This window comes from Micromonospora sp. Mcm103 (genome assembly GCF_024519755.1).
Lineage (GTDB): Bacteria > Actinomycetota > Actinomycetes > Mycobacteriales > Micromonosporaceae > Micromonospora > Micromonospora aurantiaca.
Genome location: NZ_JALJRJ010000016.1, coordinates 21,358 through 40,440, shown reverse-complemented (window position 1 = coordinate 40,440; position 19,083 = coordinate 21,358). Strand labels below are relative to the sequence as shown.

Below are 19,083 nucleotides of genomic sequence, written 5' to 3'. Positions count from 1 at the left end.
TAGGGTCCGGCGGCGTGGAGACGACGGTGAGCTACGCGCGACTGGTCCGGCCCGCGATCGACCGGGTGTACGTGGGCGCCCGCTGGGGAGCCCGCGCCCGGATGGAGGCCTTCTACGCCGAGCGGGGCTGCACACTCGGCGCGGAGAACAGCTTCTTCTCCGGTGTGCTGGCCCGGCCGATGCCCGCCGAGGCGCTGGCCGACGGCCTGATCTACACGTCCGGCAGCATGGACGAGGAACTGGAGCAGGGCATCGTCGTCCGGGACGCCGACGGCGCCTGGCACCTCACCGACCTGGGCCGCGAGCTGACGCTGTTCGCCCAGCGGGCCAGCGGTGAGGCAGCCGAGGAACTGTGGTCGACGCTGCCCGGCGTGCTGCCCGGCCTGAGCATCGTGCCCCGCCTCGCCGACCTGGTCGGCCGGGTGCTGACGCACGCGCAGGCCACCGGCGGGCCGGTGTTCCGGGCGATGTCCCCGCCGTACGAGCCGGAGGGCGCCTCCCCGGCGCTGCTGCTCGTCACCCGGCTGGGCTCGCTGCGCCATCATCGCGCCGACGCGCACCGGGCCGCGTGGCGGGCCGCCGGGCTGACCGCCGACGAGATCCGTACGCTGCCGGACGGGCCGGAGCGCGCGGCGATCGAGGCGGACACCGACCGCCGCGACGAGCCGGCGTACGCGGTCCTCACCGAGGCGGAGCGGTGGGAACTGCTGGCCGGCCTCGCCGCCCTGCCCAACTAGCGCTCTCGGCCTGCACAGCCGCGTCCGGTGGAACGTCATGGGTGTCAAACGATGCCGTAGACACCCATGACGTTCCACTCACGGCGCGGGCGGCACTCGAAGGGACCGCAGCCTAGGCCGGGCTCGCGGCGAGGGCGACACCCCGGGCGTACGCGATGGCGGCCGGGGTGTCCGCGAACACCAGGCCCTCGCGGCGCAGCTCGTCGGCGACGCCGAGCGTGCTGAGCACCTGGTCGTGGCCCGGCGTGATGCCGGAGAGCAGCACCGTGATCCCCCGGGCGCGCAACCGGGCGATGGCGTCGCCGAGCACCTGCGCGCCCGTCGCGTCGACGGTGGAGACGCGGGACATGCGCAGGATCACCACCCGCACGTCGGCCACCTCGGCCAGTTCCAGCAGGAAGGTGTGCGCGGCGGCGAAGAACAGCGGCCCGTCCAGCCGGTACGCGACGATGTGCTCGGCGAGCAGCGCGTGCTCCTCGGCGCTGTGCTCGCCGGTGTCCAGCGGCACCTGTTCCAGCTTGGCGCTGCGGGCCACCGCGCGCAGCGCCAGGACCGCCGCGACGGCGAGCCCGACGACCACCGCGGTCACCAGGTCCCAGATGACAGTGACGGCGAACGTCAGCACCAGCACCACCGCGTCGGCGCGGGTGGCCCGCATCAGCGCGAGCAGGGAGGCCGCCTCCACCATCCGTACCGTGGTGGCGAGCAGCACCCCGGCCAGGGCGGCCAGCGGGATGCGGCCGACGAGCGGGGCCGCGGCGAGCACGATCGCGGCGAGGGCCACCGCATGGGTGAGCGCGGCGAGCTTCGAGGACGCCCCGGCGCGGACGTTCACCGCGGTACGGGCGATGGCGGCGGTCGCCGGGATGCCGCCGAAGACCGGGGAGGCGAGGTTGGCCAGGCCCTGGCCGAACAGTTCCCGGTCCGGGTCGTGCCGCTCGCCGACCGTCATGCCGTCGGCCACCGTGGCGGAGAGCAGGCTCTCCAGGGCGGCGAGCGCGGCCACGGCGAGGGCGCTCGGCAGCAGTACGCCCAGCGCACCGAGGTCCACGAAGTCCAGCGACGGCGCGGGCAGCCCCTGCGGCAGCTCGCCGATCCGGGCCAGCTCGATCGGGGTCAGCTCGGCGAGCAGCGTCGCAGCGGCCACTCCGACCAGGGAGAACGGCACGGCGGGCCGCCACCGGCCGCCGAGCAGCATCAGCGCCGCCACACCGAGCGCCACAGCGATCGCGGCGGGCCGGGGCTGCGCGGCGAACCGGGCGACCGCGTCGGCTGCGACCGCCCACACCTTCTCGCCGTGCGCGCCGGTGACGCCGAGCGCGGCCGGCACCTGTTGCAGCGCGATGACCACGGCGATGCCGGCGGTGAAGCCCTCGATCACCGGGGACGGCAGGTAGCGGACGTACCGGCCGAGGCGGGCCACTGCGAGCGCGATCAGGATCAGCCCGGCCAGCGCGCCGACCATCAGCACGCCACCGGCGCCGAACTGCTGCACCACGGGCACCAGCACCACAGTCATGGCCCCGGTGGGACCGGAGACCTGGAGGTTGGAGCCGCCGAAGACCGCCGCGACGGCTCCGGCGACGACGGCGGTGACCAGGCCGGCCTGCGCGCCGAGCCCGGAGGTGACGCCGAAGGCGAGCGCCAGGGGCAGCGCCACCACGGCGACGGTGAGCCCGGCGAGCAGGTCGCGCCGGGGTGAGCGGCGCGCTGCCGCCCAGTCGGCCCGGCCGGGCAGCAGCCCGCGGAACAGCCGGCCCGCCTGCCGGACGGCGTCACCGGCGCGAAGGGCCGCCGCACTCACCGGTCCGTCCCGGAGGCCCGCAGCTCGTCCAGCAGCGCGTCCCGGTCGGTGAGGACCGCGCCGAGGATGCGTCGTCCGGCGGCGAGCAGGTCGGCCACGTCGGGGGTGCTGAGCGCGTACATGACCAGCGGGCCGTCCCGGTACGAGGTGACCATGCCGGCGCGGCGCAGCACGGCGAGCTGCTGGGAGAGGTTCGACGCCTCCACGTCGATGGCGGCCAGCAGGTCGCGTACCGGCTTCGGCCCGTCCTGGAGCAGTTCGAGCACCCGGATGCGCACCGGGTGCCCGAGGGTGCGGAACAGCTCCGCCTTGGCCTGGTACAGCGGCACCGACATGACTCACCCCTCCGACGACTCTGAAGACTTTAGCACTTGCAGAAATCTTCAAATCGACGGAGATGGGGTGTGACCCCTCAGACGAGGTCGTTGACGCAGCGCAGCACCGGGCGGCGGGTGAGCGCGTCGGCGTCGAGCGGGCCCGGCGCGTACACGGTGAACGTCGCGCTCTCCCCCGGCAGCAGCGTCACCAGGGCCCGGTCCACCTGCGCGGCCGGATCGAGGCGATCCGGGAACAGCGTCAGGTCGCGCAGCACGGTCCGGGCGGTCACCCTGATCCGCCGGCCGCCGTCGACCGGCTCGGCGGTCGCGTCCCACTGCGCCGCCGGCCACCGCACGTCGCGGTCCTCGGCGAAGAACCACAGCGCGCGCTCCGCGGCGTCCCCGGCGTCCGCGACGAGCAGTTCCGCGCGGCCGTCGTCCGGCCGCGCCAGCTCCGCCGGGAGTTCCACCACGACCGAGGAGTACGCCGGGACGTCGAGGTCGACCGAGGTCTTCGCCCTCGGCTCCCCGGTGAGGGCCAGCCGGGTGACGGTGGCCGGCCCGCTCCACGACTGGGCGGTCTCGTTCACCGCCACCAGCGCCAGCCCGCCGTCGCGCGGCTGCACCGTCAGCAGCCGGTCGGCGTAGGCGCGGCGCAGCGCGTACCAGAGGGGTTTGCGGCGGCCGTCGCCGTCGATCGCCGACCACGACGTGACCGGCCAGCAGTCGTTCAGCTGCCACACGACGGTGCCGGTACAGACCGGCCGGTGCGAGCGGAAGTGCTCGACGCCGAGCTGGATGGCGCGGGCCTGGTTGAGCTGGGTGAGGTAGTGCCAGTCGTCGAAGTCGGCGGGTGGCGGCAGGTGGGCGTCGAGCCCGCGCCGGAGCTTGCCGTCCCCGTCCGCGGCCTTCTGATGGTGTGCCATGCCCGGCGAGTCGTGCGCGAGCGGATCGTCGGAGAGGGACCGGCGCAGCGTCGCGTACGCGGGCGGCGCCTGGTAGCCGAACTCGGCCACGAACCGGGGCACGTACTCCCGGTAGCGCGTGTAGTCGTCGGTGTTCCACACGTCCCAGATGTGCGTGGTGCCGTGCGCCGGGTCGTTGGGATGCACGTCCTCGCTGCCGGACCAGGGGCTCCCCGGCCAGTACGGGACCGTCGGGTCCAGCTCGCCGACGATCCCCGGCAGCAGGTCAAGGTAGTAGCCGCGCCCCCAGGTACGCCCGTCCAGGGGCTCCTGCCAGTCCCAGTCGTGCCAGCCCCAGATGTTCTCGTTGTTGCCGGTCCAGAGCACCAGCGACGGGTGCCCGGCGAGGCGGGTCACCTGCTCGCGCGCCTCCGCCTCGACCTCGGTGCGGAACGGCTCCTCCTCCGGGTACGCCGCGCAGGCGAACAGGAAGTCCTGCTGCACCAGCAACCCGATCTCGTCGGCGAGGTCGTAGAAGTCGTCCGACTCGTACCGGCCGCCGCCCCAGACGCGCAGCAGGTTGACGTTTGCGCCGGCCGCTTGGCCGAACCGATGCGCCAGGCGCTCCCGGGTGACCCGGTTTCCGAACGCGTCGTCGGGGATCCAGTTGACGCCCTTGACGAACACCGGCACGTCGTTGACGTGCAGCGTGAACGGGGTGCCGTGCGCGTCGGGTGTGGTGTCGAGCCGGACCGAGCGGAACCCGATCCGCCGGGCGGCGGCGTCCAGCTCCCGGCCGTCGGCGCCGTGCAGGGTGACGTCGAGGTCGTAGCGCGGCTGGTCGCCGTACCCGATCGGCCACCACAGCGCGGGGTCCGCGACGGTGAGCGTCACGACGGCGGTCCGCTCCCCCGCCGGTACGGCGACCTCGCCGCTGACCCCGGCGACGGCGGCGCGGACGGTCAGCGGCTCGTCGCCGGCCCGCTCGACCTGCACGTGCAGCTCGACCCGGCCGACTCCGTCGGCCACCGTCACGAGCGGCCGGACCGACGCGAGCCGGGCGGTGGACCAGGTGTGCAGGCCGATGTCGCGCCAGATGCCGGCGGTGACGAGCGTCGGCCCCCAGTCCCAGCCGAAGTTGCAGGCGGTCTTGCGGATGAAGTGGAACGGCTCCGGGTACGCGTTGGGCCGATCGCCGAGCCGGTCCCGGTGCGCCTCGGCATACCGGTACGGGGAGGCGAAGCGTACGGCCAGGGTGTTGCCGTCCGGGCGCAGCAGCGCGCGGACGTCGAAGCGGTACGAGCGGTGCTGGTTCTCGGTGCGGCCGACCTCGACGCCGTTGAGCGTCACGGTGGCGACGGTGTCGAGCCCGGCGCAGACCAGGTCGACCCGGTCGTCGTCACCGGGTCGCCCGGCGAACGTGGTCTCGTAGACCCAGTCGGTGCGGCCGATCCAGGTGAGGCGGTTCTCGTTGTCGTCCAGGTACGGGTCGGGGATGAGGCCCGCCGCCAGCAGGTCGGTGTGCACGCAACCCGGGACCGTGGCCGGCACGGCCGTCCCGGCGATCTCCGGCGGCACCGCCGGACCGGGCTCGGCCCGCAGCGTCCATCCCTCGTGCAGCAGCGTTCGACGGCTCACGACTTCACCGCGCCTTCCATGATTCCGCGGACGATCTGACGTCCACCGATGAACAGCATGACCAGCAGGGGGACGGTGGCGATGAACGCACCAGCGAGCACCCGCCGGTAGATCACGTAGTTGCCGCTTGCGAGGTCGGAGACCGCCACCATCGACGTCGGGTAGTCGGTGCCGCTGAGCGTGATCAGCGGCCACTGGAAGTCGTTCCAGGTCGCCACGAACGTGAGCAGGCCGAGCACCGCCAGCGCCGGGCGGATCGCCGGGAGCACGATCGTCGCGTACACCCGCATGGTCGTGGCGCCGTCGACCCGGGCCGACTCGATCAGCTCGTCCGGGACGGTGTTCACGATGAACTGCCGCATGTAGAACACGCCGAACGCGGTGACCAGGCCGGGCGCGATGACGGCGAGCAGCGTGCCGTTCCAGCCGAGCTTGCCCATCACGATGTAGAGCGCGACGATGCCGAGCTGGTTGGGCACGGTCAGGGTGAGCACCACGAACAGCATCAGCGCGCGGCTGCCTTTGAAGCGCAGCTTGGCGAACGCGAAGCCGGCCAGCGAGCAGAAGAACAGCACCGAGGCGGTCACGACGGCGGAGACGATGACGCTGTTGACCAGTGACGCGGCGAAGTAGACGTCCTGGAGGGAGAAGACCTCGTCGACGTTCGTGAGGAAGCGGTCGCCGGGGACCACAGCGGGTGGCAGCTTCGCCAGCGCCTCGTCGTCGCTGGTGGCGATGACGAACATCCAGTAGAGCGGGAACGCGGCGAACAGCATGCTCACCGCGAGCAGCAGGTAGGTCCAGAGCCCGGCCGGGGTGTCCTGTGGCGCCCGGGCCACCACGCGTCGCGTCGTCACCGGCGGCCTCCGGAGAGTCGGTTGGTCAGCAGGTAGTTGACGCCGGCCACGATCAGGATGATCAGGAACAGCGCCCACGACATGGCGGCCGCGTACCCGAGGTTGAGGTCCTTCCAGCCGACCTTGTAGATGAGCTGGGCGATGGTCTGCCACTCCCCGTCCGGCCCGCCGGTCGCGGCCTGCGCGTTCGGGTCGAACAACATCGGCTCGGTGAACAGCTGCAACCCGCCGATGGTGGACAGGATGACGGTGAACAGGACCACCGGCTGGATCATCGGCACGGTGATCCGCCAGAGCTGCTTCCACGGGCCGGCGCCGTCGATCGCCGCGGCCTCGTAGACGTCGCGCGGAATGGACTGCATGGCGGCCAGGTAGAGCAGCGCGTTGTAGCCGATCCACTTCCAGTTGACCATGGTGGCGATGGCGATCCAGGCGTGCAGCTTGTCCGCCCGCCAGTCGATCGGGTCCTCCGGGCCGCCGATGCCGAGCAGGCCCAGCGCCCAGTTCGCCATGCCGAAGTCGCGGGAGAAGAAGACGCTGAACACCATCGTCGAGGCCACGATCGGTGTCACGTACGGCAGCAGCACGCCCACCCGCCACCACGTCTGCGCCCGCAGCCTGCGGTTGAGCAGCGACGCGACGAGCAGCGCGAGCAGCAGTTGCGGCACGGTGGAGAGCAGGAAGATGCCGAACGTGTTTGCCAGGGCGTTCCAGAAGTCCTCGTCGGCGAACAGGCGGCTGAAGTTCTCGGTGCCCGCCCAGTACGGCAGCGTCGGGTCGTCGAGGCGGTAGTTGCGCAGCGACACGACCGCGTTGAACAGCAGCGGGAACAGCCCGAACACGAGGAAGAGCAGGAAGAACGGCGCGATCATCAGGTACGGCATGTAGCGCATGTCGAAGCGGTACAGCCGGTCGCGCCAGCTCATCCGCCGGTCGCCGGCGCCGGTACGGCCGGGCTTGCGCGCGGGTGGACGGCCTGGTGGCGCGGGCGCGGCACGGGTGCTGGACATCTGTTCACTCCAGAGCCGGGAGATCGGACGGTGACGGGGCGGACCGGGCCGCCCCGTCACCTGTGACACGTCAGGACTTGGCGGCCTTCTCGGCCTCCTTGACCGCCTCGTTCCAGGCGGCGTCGGACTTGAGCGACTTGTTCTCCACCCGCCGGATGACGTTCTCGACCGCCACCCGGGTCGGGCCGTTCTTGCGGCCCAGGTACTGCGGGGTGAGGCCCTGCGCCATCTTCGGGAAGATCTGGCCGACCGGGGCGTCGTTGAAGAACGGGTTCTTGAAGTCGGCGATCGCCGGGTCGCTGTAGAGCGCCGGCTGCGACGGCAGGTTGCCGACCTTCTTGAAGATCTCGATCTGCTGCTCCGGCGCGACCAGCCAGGTCAGCAGCTTGTACGCCTCGTCGACGTTCTTGCCCTGCTTGGGCAGCGTCAGGAAGGAGCCACCCCAGTTGCCGCCGCCACCCGGTACCGCGGCGATGTCCCACTTGCCCTCGGTGCCCGGTGCGGTGTCCTTGATGTGGCCGAGCATCCAGGCCGGGCAGGCGAGCACCGCGAACGCACCGCTGGTGAAGCCCTTGTCCCAGTCGGCCTGGAAGCTGACCAGGTTGGCCGACAGCCCGGCGCCGACCGCCTTGACCGTGTAGTCGAACGCGACCTTCGGGCCCTGCTCCATCCGGAGCTGGTCCTGCTCGTCGTAGAACCCGACCGGCTGCTGGCCGAGGATCGGGTTGAACAGGTTGGTGCCGGCGTCGATGAACTTCTTCTTCGTCTTGGCGGTGTACTGCTGGCCGACCTCGATGAACCTGTCCCAGGTGGGCCAGAGCGCTGACACCTGGTCGCGTTCGGTGGGCAGGCCGGCGGCCTTGAACAGGTCGGTGCGGTAGCACATGGCCAGGCCGCCGACGTCGGTGCCGAGGCCGATCTGCGTCTTGCCGTCCGCCGACAGCGACTGCTTCCACTTCCAGGGCAGGTACTTGCTCTCGTACGAGCCGGCACCCTTGTCGAGCAGGTTGACGAACTTGTCGGACTGGCTGCGGAACTGGACCATGAAGCCCTCGTCGATCGCCGCGATGTCGGGCGCGCCGTTGCCGGCGACGAGCTTCTTCTGCAGGTCCTCGTGCTGGGCGTTGTACTCGCCCGAGTTGAGCTGGATCTTGACGTTCGGGTGCTCGGCCTCGTACTTGGCCTTCAGATCCTGAAGCCCGAAGTCGCCCCAGAAGTTGATTTTCAGCGTGACCTGACCACCGGCCGAGTCCGAGCCGCCGGTGGTGCTCCTGCCGCTGCAGGCGGCGATCATGACCAGGCTGACGGCACCGACGGCGGCCACCCGCGCCAGGTGCGTCCAGGACCGTCTCATCTCATCCTCCGCGCCGTATGGGAACGCTCCCGAATATCGAGAGACGTTGACTGAACCGGATAAGTGACGCCACCGTACGGTCCTCATTCATGACTGTCAACGGTCGGTTACCGAGGTGCCGGTCCGGTAACCTCGCCGCCGCTCACGACCACGCTCCGGGCGGTCGTCGGCGGGTCCGCGCTCTAAGCTGAACCGCACAAGCGACTGCCGCCGGATGCGGTCCACCGGCGCCGCCGGCGGCACCCGGGCCCGGCAGCGCGTGCAGTAGCGTCACCAGACGCCGGTGATCCGGCGACCGGAAGCGCCCGCGAGGGCCGGACACAGTGGAGGAACGCTTCGGTGAAGCGGCCGACCATCGCCGACGTCGCCCGGCGCGCCGGGGTCTCCAAGGGCGCGGTGTCGTACGCCCTGAACGGCCAGCCCGGTGTCTCCGAGGCGACCCGGCAGCGGATCCTCGCCATCGCCGCCGAGATCGGGTTCCGCCCGAGCAGCGCCGCCCGCGCGTTGTCCGGCGCCACCGCCAAGGCGGTCGGGCTGGCGCTGTGCCGCCCCGCCCGGATACTCGGCATCGAGCCGTTCTTCATGGAGCTGATCAGCGGCGTCGAGGCCGAACTGTCGGCCCGCTCGTACGCGCTCACGCTCCAGGTAGTCAGCGACCAGGAGGCCGAGATCGCCGTCTACCGGCGGTGGTGGGCCGAACGCCGGGTGGACGGCGTGCTCGTCTGCGACCTGCGCACCGACGACCGGCGCGTGCCGGCGCTGGAGGAACTGCAACTGCCGGCGGTGGTGATCGGCGGACCCGGGCACACCGGGGGCCTGGCGAGCGTCTGGGCCGACGACGCGGCGGCCCTCGTCGAAACCGTGGAGTATCTGGTCGCGCTCGGCCACCGGCGCATCGCCCGGGTCGGCGGGCTGCAGTCGCTGCTGCACACCGAGATCCGCACCGAGGCGTTCACCGGCGTGTGCCGGCGGCTCGGGCTGGACGAGGCGACCACCGTCTGGTCCGACTACACCGGCGAGGAGGGCGCGCGGGCCACCCGGCGGCTGCTCAGCTCCGCCGGCCGCCCCACCGCGGTGATCTACGACAACGACGTGATGGCGATCGCCGGGCTCTCGGTGGCCCAGGAGATGGGCCTCACCGTGCCGGGCGACCTGTCCATCGTGGCCTGGGACGACTCGCCGCTCTGCCGGCTGGTGCACCCGCCGCTCACCGCGCTGGGCCGGGACATCCCGGCGTACGGCGCGCACGCCGCCCGCCAGCTCCTGGCCGTGATCGCGGGCGAGCCGGCCGCCGTCGTGCAGGACGAGACCGCGCATCTGACGCCGCGCGGCAGCACCGCCCCACCGCGTACGACGAACCGCTGAACCGGTTCAGCTCACCGCGCGGTGGACGGGTACTCCTCGAACCACGCCTCGACCCGTTCGGCGGTCGCCGGCCGGGCCAGCGCGAAGCCCTGACCGTACCGGCAGCCGGCCCGCCGCGCGCCCGCCACCTGGGCCTCCGACTCCAGTTCCTCGACCACCAGCTCCACGCCGAGCCGGTCGGCCAGGTTCGCCACCACGTCGATCAGCGGACGCTGCCCGTCCCCGCCCGGGCCGACCAGGTGCGGGCCCACCTTGAGCAGGTCGATCGGCAGCCGGCGGAGCTGCGCGAGCGAGGCGTGCTCGGCCCGGAAGTCGTCCAGCGCGATCCGCACGCCGATCGACCGCAGACCGGCCAGCCGGGCCACCACTGTGGACGGCTCCGCGCCCACCACCGGCTCGGCCACCTCCACCACCAGCCGTTCCGGCACCACGTCGTACGCGGCCAGCGCGGTAGCGGTACGCGCCACGAAGTCCGGTGCGGCCAGCTCGCGCGGCGTCACGTTCACCGCCATCCACAGATCGCGGCCGCCCTCCGACCACGCGGCGAGCTGGCGGCAGGCCCGGTCCAGCACCCACCGCCCGATCTCGCCGGTCAGGTCGAGGTCGGCCGCCACCGGCAGCAGCTCGGCCGGCAGCACGGTGCCCAGCGCCGGGCTGCGCCAGCGCAGCAACGCCTCGGTGCCCACGGGCATCCGGTCGGCGAGCGCCACCACCGGCTGGTAGACCAGGTCCAGCTCACCGCGCGCCACCGCGCCGGGCAGCTCCCGCTCCAGATCCAGGCGGCGGACCAGCTGCTCCTCCAGGTAGGCGTCGTACCACTCGACCCGGTCCCGGCCGAGCTGCACCGCCCGGCGGCGGGCCAGGTCCGCCTGGCGCAGCACGTCCTCCGGATCGCCGCCGCTGGTCTCGGCCAGCCCGACGCTCACCCTCAACCGGGCGAGACCTCCGGGCCGGGGGTACGGCTCGGCCAGCGCCGCGAGCAGCCGCAGACCGAGCGCGTACGCGAGCACCGGCCCGCGGTCGGTGAGCACCGCGTACTCGGTGTCGCCGAGCCGGGCGACCAGATCCTGCGTCTCGGCGCCCGCTCGCAACCGGCGTGCGGCCTCGGTCAGCATCGGTCCCTCCGGCACCGCGCCACCCGTACCGTGCAGGTCGACGACGAGCAGCGCGCCGCCACTGCGTTCCGCCATCGCCCGGACCAGTTCGGCGCGCGTCAGCGGCACGGGCTCGGCCGCCCGGGCGTCCGGTCCGAGCCGGCGCCGCAACCACGCCTCGCGAGCCGCGAGCCGTTGCACGCGGCGACGCTGGTCGGCGGCGGCGAGCAGCTCACCCGCCATGATCGGCGGAACGACGGCCAGACCCAGGGCCATCGCGGCGGTGCTGAACTCCCCCGCCGTCATCAGGTGGATCCCGGCGGCCAGCGCGGCGATCCCGGCCGGCGCGGTGAGGCGCGGCCACGCGGCAGGCGCCACGTCCCGGCCCGGTCGTTCACCCCCGGAGGTACGCCGGGCGCCGGCGGCGGTGAGCAGCGCCCCCGCCACCAGCGGCGCCGCGACGAGCGGCAGCGCCCGGTCCGGCGCACCGTAGACCAGCAGCACCACCAGTAGCGTCAGCCCGCCGAGCGTCAGCGCGGAACCGGCGTGGCAGCGCGCGGCACCGGGCCGGCGCCGGCGTTCGGCGACGGCGGCCACCGCGAGCACGGCGAGCACCACCGCGCCGCCCGCCGCCACCATTGCGGCGACGGCCGGGACCGGGCCGCCCGGCAGCAGCGTCCAGCCCGCGAAGACCAGGCTCACGCCGAGCGCGAGCACGTCGACGGTACGGCGCACCAGCTCCGGGCCGGACAGCCGGGATCGGCCGGGCAGGCGCAGCAGCGCCGTCACGTGCAGTGCCCCGGCGAGGCACAGCCCGGCCAGCGCGATCGGCAGCCGGTGCGCGGCGTCGCTCAGCGGCAGCACCGCGACGGTGAGCCCGGCGACCAGGACGGCACCGTCCAGGATGGCGGCGACCCGGCGGGACAGGGCCGCCCGGCGAGCCCGCCGCCCGGTCCTCGGGCCGAGCGCCGTCGCGCCGTGCGGCACAGCGAGGCCCCGAGCCCCGTCTGCCGGCGCGGGCCGGCCTGTCGGCGCGCGGTGGCCGGTCGGCGCGGGACGGTCGGTCGATTCGGAATGGCCGGTCGGTGCCGGATGGTCGGGCAGTGCGGGACGGTCGGGCGGTGTGGCGGCTCCGGCCAGCCAGGCGAGCCGGACGCAGGCGAGGGCGAAGCCTCCCGCGACGGCGAGCGCGGCGGCAGCGGGGCCGGGCAGGGCACCGGCGACGCCGGCGAGGACAGAGGCCGTGCCGGTGAGCGACACGGCGACATCAGGCAGGACTGATCGCCGACGGGGAACGGCGGGAGGGGGGACGGGCACGGCGGTCGCCTTCGTGAGGGGGCACGGGGGCGGTGCGGTTGCGGTACGCGGTACGACGTGCGGGGTCGGGGCGGTACGGGAACGCATCGGCGGGGACCGCTGCGGCCACGCCTAGAAACGATCCCGGAAGCGCCCGGTGACGTCACCCAGCCAGTGACATCCGTCACATCAACGGTCTTCTTGGATCGGATCACCCTCGAGATCGACGCGTCGGGTCGCGCGTCGCCCCCTCCGCCCGAGATCTTGGAAGGAAACGGCCCGCGGAGGGGCCCAACGCCTCCAAGATCTCCAGCGGCCAGGCCGAGGGCGGGTCGCTTGACCGGGGGGTGGGGACGCCCGCGGGGTGGCGGGGACCGGCCGGGTGGGATCATCGGGAGGTGAGCCGCGCCGATACCGTCCGTTTCCGTCACAACCAGGCCATCCTGGTCGCCGCGATCGTCGCCTTCATCGGCGCGCTGCCCCTGGCCTCCGCCCGCTGGTGGCTGCTCTGGGTGCTGCTCGTACCGCTCGCCGTCGCGGTCTGGGCGTGGCGGGCCGGCACCGACGCCGACGCCCGGGAGCTGCGGCTGCGGGCGCTCGTCGGGCAGCGCCGGGTGCCGTGGAACCGGGTCGCCGAACTCGCCGGTGATTCCCGCGGCCGGGCGATGGCCCGGCTCGACGACGGCGAGGTGGTGATGCTGCCGGCGGTACGCGCCACCGAACTGTCCCGGCTGATCGCCGTCACCGGGCAGGAACTACCGGACGCCGACGGCGATCAGTAAGCCGGCGATCAGTAGCCGTCGACCACCCGGTTCGTCAGCTCCTCGCCTGCCACGTACCGGCGCAACTGCTCGCCCACCAGGCGGTACGCGCGGGGCAGCAGCCCGCGTACCGAGCCGGCGACGTGCGGGGTGAGCAGCACGTTCGGCAGTTCCCACAGGGGATGGTCGGCGGGCAGCGGTTCCGGGTCGGTGACGTCCATCGCGGCGCGCAGACGGCCCGAGGTCAGCTCGGCCACCAGCGCCGAGGTACGGGCCACCGGCCCGCGGGCGGCGTTGACGAGCAGCGCGCCGTCCGGCATCGCGGCGAGGAAACGTTCGTCGACCATGCCCCGGGTCTGCTCGGTCAGCGGCACCAGGAGCACCACCACGTCCGCCTCCGGCAGCAGCGCGGGCAGCTCGTCGACCCCGTGCACGCCCTGGTCGGGGCGCGGCGTACGGGCCACGAGCGTGAAGCTCACCTCGAACGGGACGAGCCGGTCGCGGACCGCGGTGCCGATCGAGCCGGCGCCGACGATGAGCACCCGCTTGCCGGCCAGCTCGTCGGTGGGCGCCACCTCGTCGTACGCCCACTCGCGCCGCGCCTGCGCCCGCGCCAGCGGCGCGAACCCGCGCAGCGAGGCGAGGATCGCGGCGACCACCCACTCGGCGGTGGGCGAGTCGTGCACGCCCCGGGCGTCGCAGAGGGTCACGCCGCCGGGCATCCGTCCCACCCAGGCGTCCGCTCCGGCGGAGAGCAGTTGCACCACCTCGACGTCGGGCAGCTCGGCGAGGAGCGCGCCGGCGTCCGGGCCGGACAGGAACGGCGGCACCCAGAACCGCACCCCGGCCGGGGACGACGGGAGCCGGTGCGGGTCGTCCAGCACCTCCACGGTGACGCCGGGCGGCGGCTCGCCGAGCAGCCGGCGGCCTTCGGGGTGCGGGATCCATACCTTCACGACCGCCGACGATATCGGCCCCGGACCGGCCGGCGCGGCGTGACCCGTGACGAACACCGCGCCGGGAATGGAGTGGCGGTCCGGCGGGGTATAACCGAGAACGGGATGCCGGTCGGGTGTTCCGCTTGCTGAGGGCGGTGGCGATGAGCGAGGACGGCCGGGGACGGGTGTCCGTGCCGATTCCGGCGCTCGCCGATCCCGACCGGTTGCGCTCACTCGACGAGACGCGGCTCGACGCCGTACCCGACGAGTCGTTCGACAGGTTCGCGCGGCTGGTCGGCGACCTGCTGGACGTACCCGTCGCGCTCGTCTCCCTGGTGGACGCGGACCGTCAGTTCTTCCCCGGCGCGACCGGGCTGCCGGAGCCGTGGGCGGCCCGCCGGGAGACGCCGCTGACCCACTCGTTCTGCCAGCACGTCGTCGACATCGAGAGGCCGCTGGTGCTGCCCGACGCCCGCCTCTACCCGCGCGTACGCCTCAACCTGGCGATCGAGGATCTGGGCGTGGTGGCGTACGCGGGCATGCCGCTGACCGACCTGGAGGGGCGGGTGCTCGGCTCGCTCTGCGCGATCGACAGCAAGCCCCGGGCCTGGACGAAGGAGCAGTTGCGGACGCTCGCCGACCTGGCCGCCGCGTGCTCCTCGGAGCTGCGGTTGCGCATCGCGGTCCGGGGCGCCGAGCAGGCCCGCCGCCGCACGGAGGAGGCACACGACCGGCTCGCCATGCTGGCCGGGATGAGCGAGATGCTCGGCGGCACGCTCGACGTGGCCACCGCTGTGGACCGGCTCGGGCACGCGATGGTGCCGCTGCTCGCCGACTGGTGCCTGATCACGCTCGTCGACCCGGCGGGCCGGCCGCGCACCGTCACCGGCGTGCACCGGGACGCCGAGCGTGAGGCCGACCTGGCCCGCTTCGCCGAGTTGCTGACCACAGGCCTCAGCGCGGAGTCGCAGATCCGGTCGGTGCTGCGTACCGGGCGGCCGGTGGTGCGGGCCGTGGCCGGCCTGGACGACCTGGCGCGCGGCACGACACGCCCGGAGCTGGTGCCGCTCGCCGAGCGGCTCGGCATCGGTTCCCACCTGACCGTGCCGATCACCGCCGCCGGGGACCGGGTGATCGGGGCGGTCACGCTGGTCAACCGTCCGGGGCGGCGCGGTTTCGACCCGAGCGACCTGCGCACCGCGCAGGACATCGGGGTACGCGCCGGACAGGCGGTCGGCAACAGCCGCCTCTACGGCGAGCAGCGCCACGTCGCCGAGGTGCTCCAGCACAGCATGCTGCCGACCCTGCCGGCCGTGCCGGGGATCGAGCTGGCCGCCCGCTACCTGCCGGCCGCCGACCGGGTGGAGGTGGGCGGCGACTGGTACGACGCGTTCGTCCAGCCCGACGGCGAGTTGATCGCCGCGATCGGCGACGTCGCCGGGCACGACATCGAGGCGGCGGCCACCATGGGCCAGTTGCGCAACCTGGTGCGTGGCAACGCGTACGGGCGTAACGACCCGGTGGAGGATCTGGTGGCCCACCTGGACCGGGCCATGGGCGGGCTGCGGGTGCCCACCGTGGCGACCGCCGTGCTGGCCCGGGTCCGTCCGGCCGCCGGCGGGCTGACGGTCTCCTGGTGCAACGCGGGGCATCCGCCGCCGCTGCTGGTCCGCGCCGACGGCACGGTCTCGGTGGCGGACGGCCGCGGACCGCTGCTCGGGCTGGCCCGGCCGCCCCGGCGTACCGGCCGGACGCTGACCCTGGCACCGGGCGACACGCTGCTGCTGCACACCGACGGGCTGATCGAGCGCCGGGACCAGCCGATCGACGAGGGCCAGGCCGAGTTGCTCGCCCACCTCCGGGCCGGCGGACCGGGCGTACCGCTGGACCTGCTCTGCGACCGGCTGCTCGCCGCCGCGCACCGGCGCGAGGACGACGTCGCCATGCTCGCGCTGCGGGCCGGCTGAACCGGCCCTCCCCCGAACGGCCGGAGGCGGACAGGGGTGCGCGCGACGCGCCCGGTTCGCCGGTCCGCCCGGCTAGGCTGGGGCGGGTGAGCCCGCGTCTTGCGTACCCCCGTGTCCGCCGCCTCCGGACGGCGCTGGCGGCGTCCTGCGCGGCGCTGCTGCTGGGCACCGCCGGCTGCGCCCTCGGCGAGCCCGAGCCGGACCCGGCCGGCGCCCCGCCCAACCTGCCCACACCGTCCGGCACCGCGAGCCCCGGCGGGGCCGGCCAGCAGGTGGTCGCCACCGTGCTGGCCAAGGGCCTGGAGGTGCCGTGGGGCATCGCGTTCCTCCCCGACGGCGGCGCGCTGGTCACCGAGCGGGACAAGGGGCGGATCCTCCAGGTCGGCCCGGAGTCCGGCCCGGACGGGCTGGCCGTACGGCCGGTGCAGACCGTGCCGGACGTCGCCGCCGGCGGCGAGGGCGGCCTGCTCGGCATCGCGGTCTCCCCCGCGTACGCCAAGGACCGCACGGTCTTCGTCTACTACACGGCCGAGGACGACAACCGGATCGCGAAGATGCAGCTCGGGCAGGCGCCGAAGCCGATCCTGACCGGCATCCCGAAGTCCGGTACGCACAACGGCGGCGGGCTGGGCTTCGGCCCGGACGGTCACCTCTACGCGAGCACCGGCGACGCCGGGCGCACCGAGAACGCCCAGGACGCCAAGAGCCTCGGCGGCAAGATCCTGCGGATCACGCCGGACGGCAGACCGGCGCCGGGCAACCCCACCGCCGGGTCGCCGGTCTGGTCGACCGGTCACCGCAACGTCCAGGGCTTCGCCTGGACGCCGGACAAGAAGATGTACGCGGTGGAGTTCGGCCAGAACACCTGGGACGAGATCAACCAGATCGACAAGGGCGGCAACTACGGGTGGCCCCGGGTCGAGGGGCGCGGCGACGACAGGCGCTACGTGAACCCGATCACGCAGTGGCCCACCGGTGACGCCTCCTGCTCCGGCCTGGCGGCAGCGGACCGTCTGCTCGTCGCCGCCTGCCTGCGCGGCCAGCGGCTCTGGCTGGTGGAGCTGGCCGGTAACGGCACCGTCCTCGGTCAGCCGCGCGACCTGCTCAACGGCCGGTACGGTCGGCTACGGGCCGTCGCGGCGGCGCCCGACGGCTCGCTGTGGGTGAGCACGTCGAACCGGGACGGGCGGGGTACGCCCACCGCCGAGGACGACCGCCTCCTGCGGCTCGTCTTCGCCGACGGTGGTGCCGGCCGGAGCTGATCCGGCCGGCCGGGTTTGTCAAGATCGCGCAGGGGGCAGGTCAGAATCTCAGCATGGACGGCCACGAGAACGAACAGCACCGCACCGGGGACGAGACGTCTCCGGAGCGCGGGCGCGCCCGCCGCCTGACGGCGTGGCGGCCCGGCCACCGGCTGCGCCGGCTGGGTGTCGTGCTGGCTCTGCTCGCGGTCACGCTGGGCGGCATCGTGATCGGCACGTACGCGGGCGGCCACGTCGGCACCGACATCGGCCCGTTCCGGGCCGAGCTGAAGCTCAGCCCGTCGCTGTCCGGCGGCACCACAGTCGACATCCCGCCGCTGGGGGCGCTGCTGCTGGACAGTCACGACGGCCCGGCGTACCTCACCGTCGAGGTGGGCTCGCTGGACCAGGGGCGCACCGAGGCGCTCATCGACGACCCGGCCAGCATCAGCCGGGCCAGCCAGTCGGCCGTCCAGGACGTCCGCGACGGCGTGATGCGGCTCGGGCTGCGTACGCTCGCCTCGGCCGTGCTGGCCACGCTGCTGCTGGCCGCGCTCGTCTTCCGGGACGTCCGGCGCACCGCGTGGGCCGGCGGTCTGGCGCTGGTCGTGACCGCCGGCAGCCTGGGGGTGGCCGCGAGCACGCTGCGCCCGCAGGCGATCGAGGAGCCGCGGTACGAGGGCCTGCTCGTCAACGCGCCGGCGATCGTCGGTGACGCGCGGCGGATCGCCAACGACTACACCAAGTACGCCGAGCAGCTCCAACGGCTGGTCGGCAACGTCAGCAAGCTCTACACCACGGTCTCGGCGCTGCCCGTGGTGCAGCCGTCGCCCGGCACCACCCGGGTGCTGCACGTGTCGGACATCCACCTCAACCCGACCGGCTGGCAGCTGATCCGTACCGTGGTCGAGCAGTTCGGCATCGACGTGGTGGTCGACACCGGCGACATGACCGACTGGGGCAGCGAGCCGGAGGCGTCGTTCGTCGGGTCGATCGGCCTGCTCAAGAAGCCGTACGTGTTCATCCGCGGCAACCACGACTCGCCGCGTACCGCCGCCGCGGTGGCGCAGCAGCCGAACGCGATCGTGCTGAACAACTCGGTCACGACGGTGGGCGGGCTGACCATCGCCGGCATCGGCGACCCCCGCTTCACGCCGGACAAGGAGACCTCACCGGCCGGCAGCGGCCTCACCTCGGCCGTCGCCGACCAGGTGATCGGCGCCGGTGAACAGCTCGCCGCCACGATCGGGAAGTCGCCGCGCAAGGTCGACATCGCGCTCATCCACGACCCCGCCTCGGCCGGCCCGCTCTCCGGCACCTGCCCGCTGGTGCTCTCCGGGCACACCCACTCCCGGCAGGTGTCGAAACTGCCGCAGGTCGAGGGCAAGCAGCCGACCACGCTGATGGTGCAGGGCTCCACCGGCGGTGCCGGGCTGCGCGGCCTGGAGGGCGAGAAGCCGACCCCGCTCACCATGACGGTGCTCTACTTCGACCAGCAGAAGCTGCTCCAGGCGTACGACGACATCACCGTGGGCGGCACCGGACAGTCGCAGGTCAACCTGGAGCGGCACGTCATCCGCGACCCGGCCAAGGGCGACCAGGTCCCGGTCACCCCGACCCCGACCCGCGGCCCGTCGGAGTCGCCGTCACCGGGTACGACCACACTGAGCCCCACCCCCACGAGCTGACCGCCCCGCTTTCTCGCCGCCTCCCCTCGCGGTCATTCAGTCGGGCGCTCTGCCGCACTGACACCCGGTTACTCGGCGTCACGAAGCCCGTCCGGCACGGGAGTGCCCCGC

Annotated in this window: 14 protein-coding genes; 6 read left to right on the top strand and 8 right to left on the bottom strand. The window is 73.4% G+C overall.

Annotation, left to right across the window (positions count from 1 at the left end; genetic code table 11):
* Window positions 1–14 precede the first annotated feature (14 nt).
* A complete protein-coding gene (locus OC439_RS19850) occupies window positions 15–737 on the top strand; it encodes a hypothetical protein (RefSeq protein WP_262014722.1) in 723 nt (240 codons plus the stop codon).
* Window positions 738–849: 112 nt separating this feature from the next.
* On the opposite strand, the gene OC439_RS19845 is transcribed toward OC439_RS19850, so the two are convergent.
* From OC439_RS19845 to OC439_RS19820, 6 genes are all read right to left on the bottom strand, one after another.
* Window positions 850–2,541 (bottom strand): SulP family inorganic anion transporter, encoded by a 1,692-nt coding sequence (locus OC439_RS19845; protein ID WP_262014721.1) that lies wholly within the window; start codon window positions 2,539–2,541, stop codon window positions 850–852.
* Window positions 2,538–2,876 (bottom strand): ArsR/SmtB family transcription factor, encoded by a 339-nt coding sequence (locus OC439_RS19840; RefSeq protein WP_013284484.1) that lies wholly within the window; start codon window positions 2,874–2,876, stop codon window positions 2,538–2,540. Before OC439_RS19840 ends, OC439_RS19845 begins: the two co-directional genes overlap by 4 nt.
* A gap of 77 nt (window positions 2,877–2,953) precedes the next feature.
* Window positions 2,954–5,401 carry a glycoside hydrolase family 2 protein gene (locus OC439_RS19835; protein WP_262014720.1) on the bottom strand — a complete coding sequence of 816 codons (2,448 nt, stop codon included), beginning with the start codon at window positions 5,399–5,401 and terminating at the stop codon, window positions 2,954–2,956.
* Window positions 5,398–6,258 carry a carbohydrate ABC transporter permease gene (locus OC439_RS19830; protein ID WP_262014719.1) on the bottom strand — a complete coding sequence of 287 codons (861 nt, stop codon included), beginning with the start codon at window positions 6,256–6,258 and terminating at the stop codon, window positions 5,398–5,400. The genes OC439_RS19835 and OC439_RS19830 overlap by 4 nt, the downstream gene beginning before the upstream one ends.
* Window positions 6,255–7,268 (bottom strand): carbohydrate ABC transporter permease, encoded by a 1,014-nt coding sequence (locus tag OC439_RS19825; protein WP_262014718.1) that lies wholly within the window; start codon window positions 7,266–7,268, stop codon window positions 6,255–6,257. The genes OC439_RS19830 and OC439_RS19825 overlap by 4 nt, the downstream gene beginning before the upstream one ends.
* Window positions 7,269–7,338: 70 nt before the next feature.
* Complete coding sequence (locus OC439_RS19820; RefSeq protein ID WP_262014717.1) at window positions 7,339–8,622, bottom strand: ABC transporter substrate-binding protein; 1,284 nt, start codon at window positions 8,620–8,622, stop codon at window positions 7,339–7,341.
* Window positions 8,623–8,961: 339 nt separating this feature from the next.
* On the opposite strand from OC439_RS19820, the gene OC439_RS19815 reads away from it, so the two are divergent.
* Complete coding sequence (locus OC439_RS19815; RefSeq protein ID WP_262014716.1) at window positions 8,962–9,987, top strand: LacI family DNA-binding transcriptional regulator; 1,026 nt, start codon at window positions 8,962–8,964, stop codon at window positions 9,985–9,987.
* Between the two features lie 11 nt (window positions 9,988–9,998).
* Here OC439_RS19815 and OC439_RS19810 read toward each other — a convergent pair whose 3' ends face one another.
* Window positions 9,999–12,341, bottom strand: a complete 2,343-nt coding sequence (locus tag OC439_RS19810; RefSeq protein ID WP_262014715.1) for a GGDEF domain-containing protein — start codon at window positions 12,339–12,341, stop codon at window positions 9,999–10,001.
* 434 nt (window positions 12,342–12,775) lie between these two features.
* Here OC439_RS19810 and OC439_RS19805 point away from each other — a divergent pair, with 434 nt between their 5' ends.
* The gene (locus OC439_RS19805) at window positions 12,776–13,159 is read left to right on the top strand and encodes a PH domain-containing protein (protein WP_262014714.1); all 384 of its coding nucleotides are present in this window, start codon (window positions 12,776–12,778) and stop codon (window positions 13,157–13,159) included.
* A gap of 8 nt (window positions 13,160–13,167) precedes the next feature.
* Here OC439_RS19805 and OC439_RS19800 read toward each other — a convergent pair whose 3' ends face one another.
* Window positions 13,168–14,094, bottom strand: coding sequence for a 2-hydroxyacid dehydrogenase (locus OC439_RS19800; RefSeq protein ID WP_262014713.1), 927 nt, complete (start codon window positions 14,092–14,094; stop codon window positions 13,168–13,170).
* A gap of 143 nt (window positions 14,095–14,237) precedes the next feature.
* Here OC439_RS19800 and OC439_RS19795 point away from each other — a divergent pair, with 143 nt between their 5' ends.
* From OC439_RS19795 to OC439_RS19785, 3 genes are all read left to right on the top strand, one after another.
* The gene (locus OC439_RS19795; protein ID WP_262014712.1) at window positions 14,238–16,043 is read left to right on the top strand and encodes a SpoIIE family protein phosphatase; all 1,806 of its coding nucleotides are present in this window, start codon (window positions 14,238–14,240) and stop codon (window positions 16,041–16,043) included.
* Window positions 16,044–16,129: 86 nt separating this feature from the next.
* Window positions 16,130–17,305: a PQQ-dependent sugar dehydrogenase gene (locus tag OC439_RS19790; RefSeq protein ID WP_262014711.1), complete on the top strand. Its 1,176-nt coding sequence runs from the start codon at window positions 16,130–16,132 to the stop codon at window positions 17,303–17,305.
* Between the two features lie 53 nt (window positions 17,306–17,358).
* Entirely contained in the window at window positions 17,359–18,972 is a 1,614-nt protein-coding gene (locus OC439_RS19785; RefSeq protein WP_135243676.1) for a metallophosphoesterase, read from the top strand.
* The last annotated feature ends 111 nt before the right edge of the window (window positions 18,973–19,083 follow it).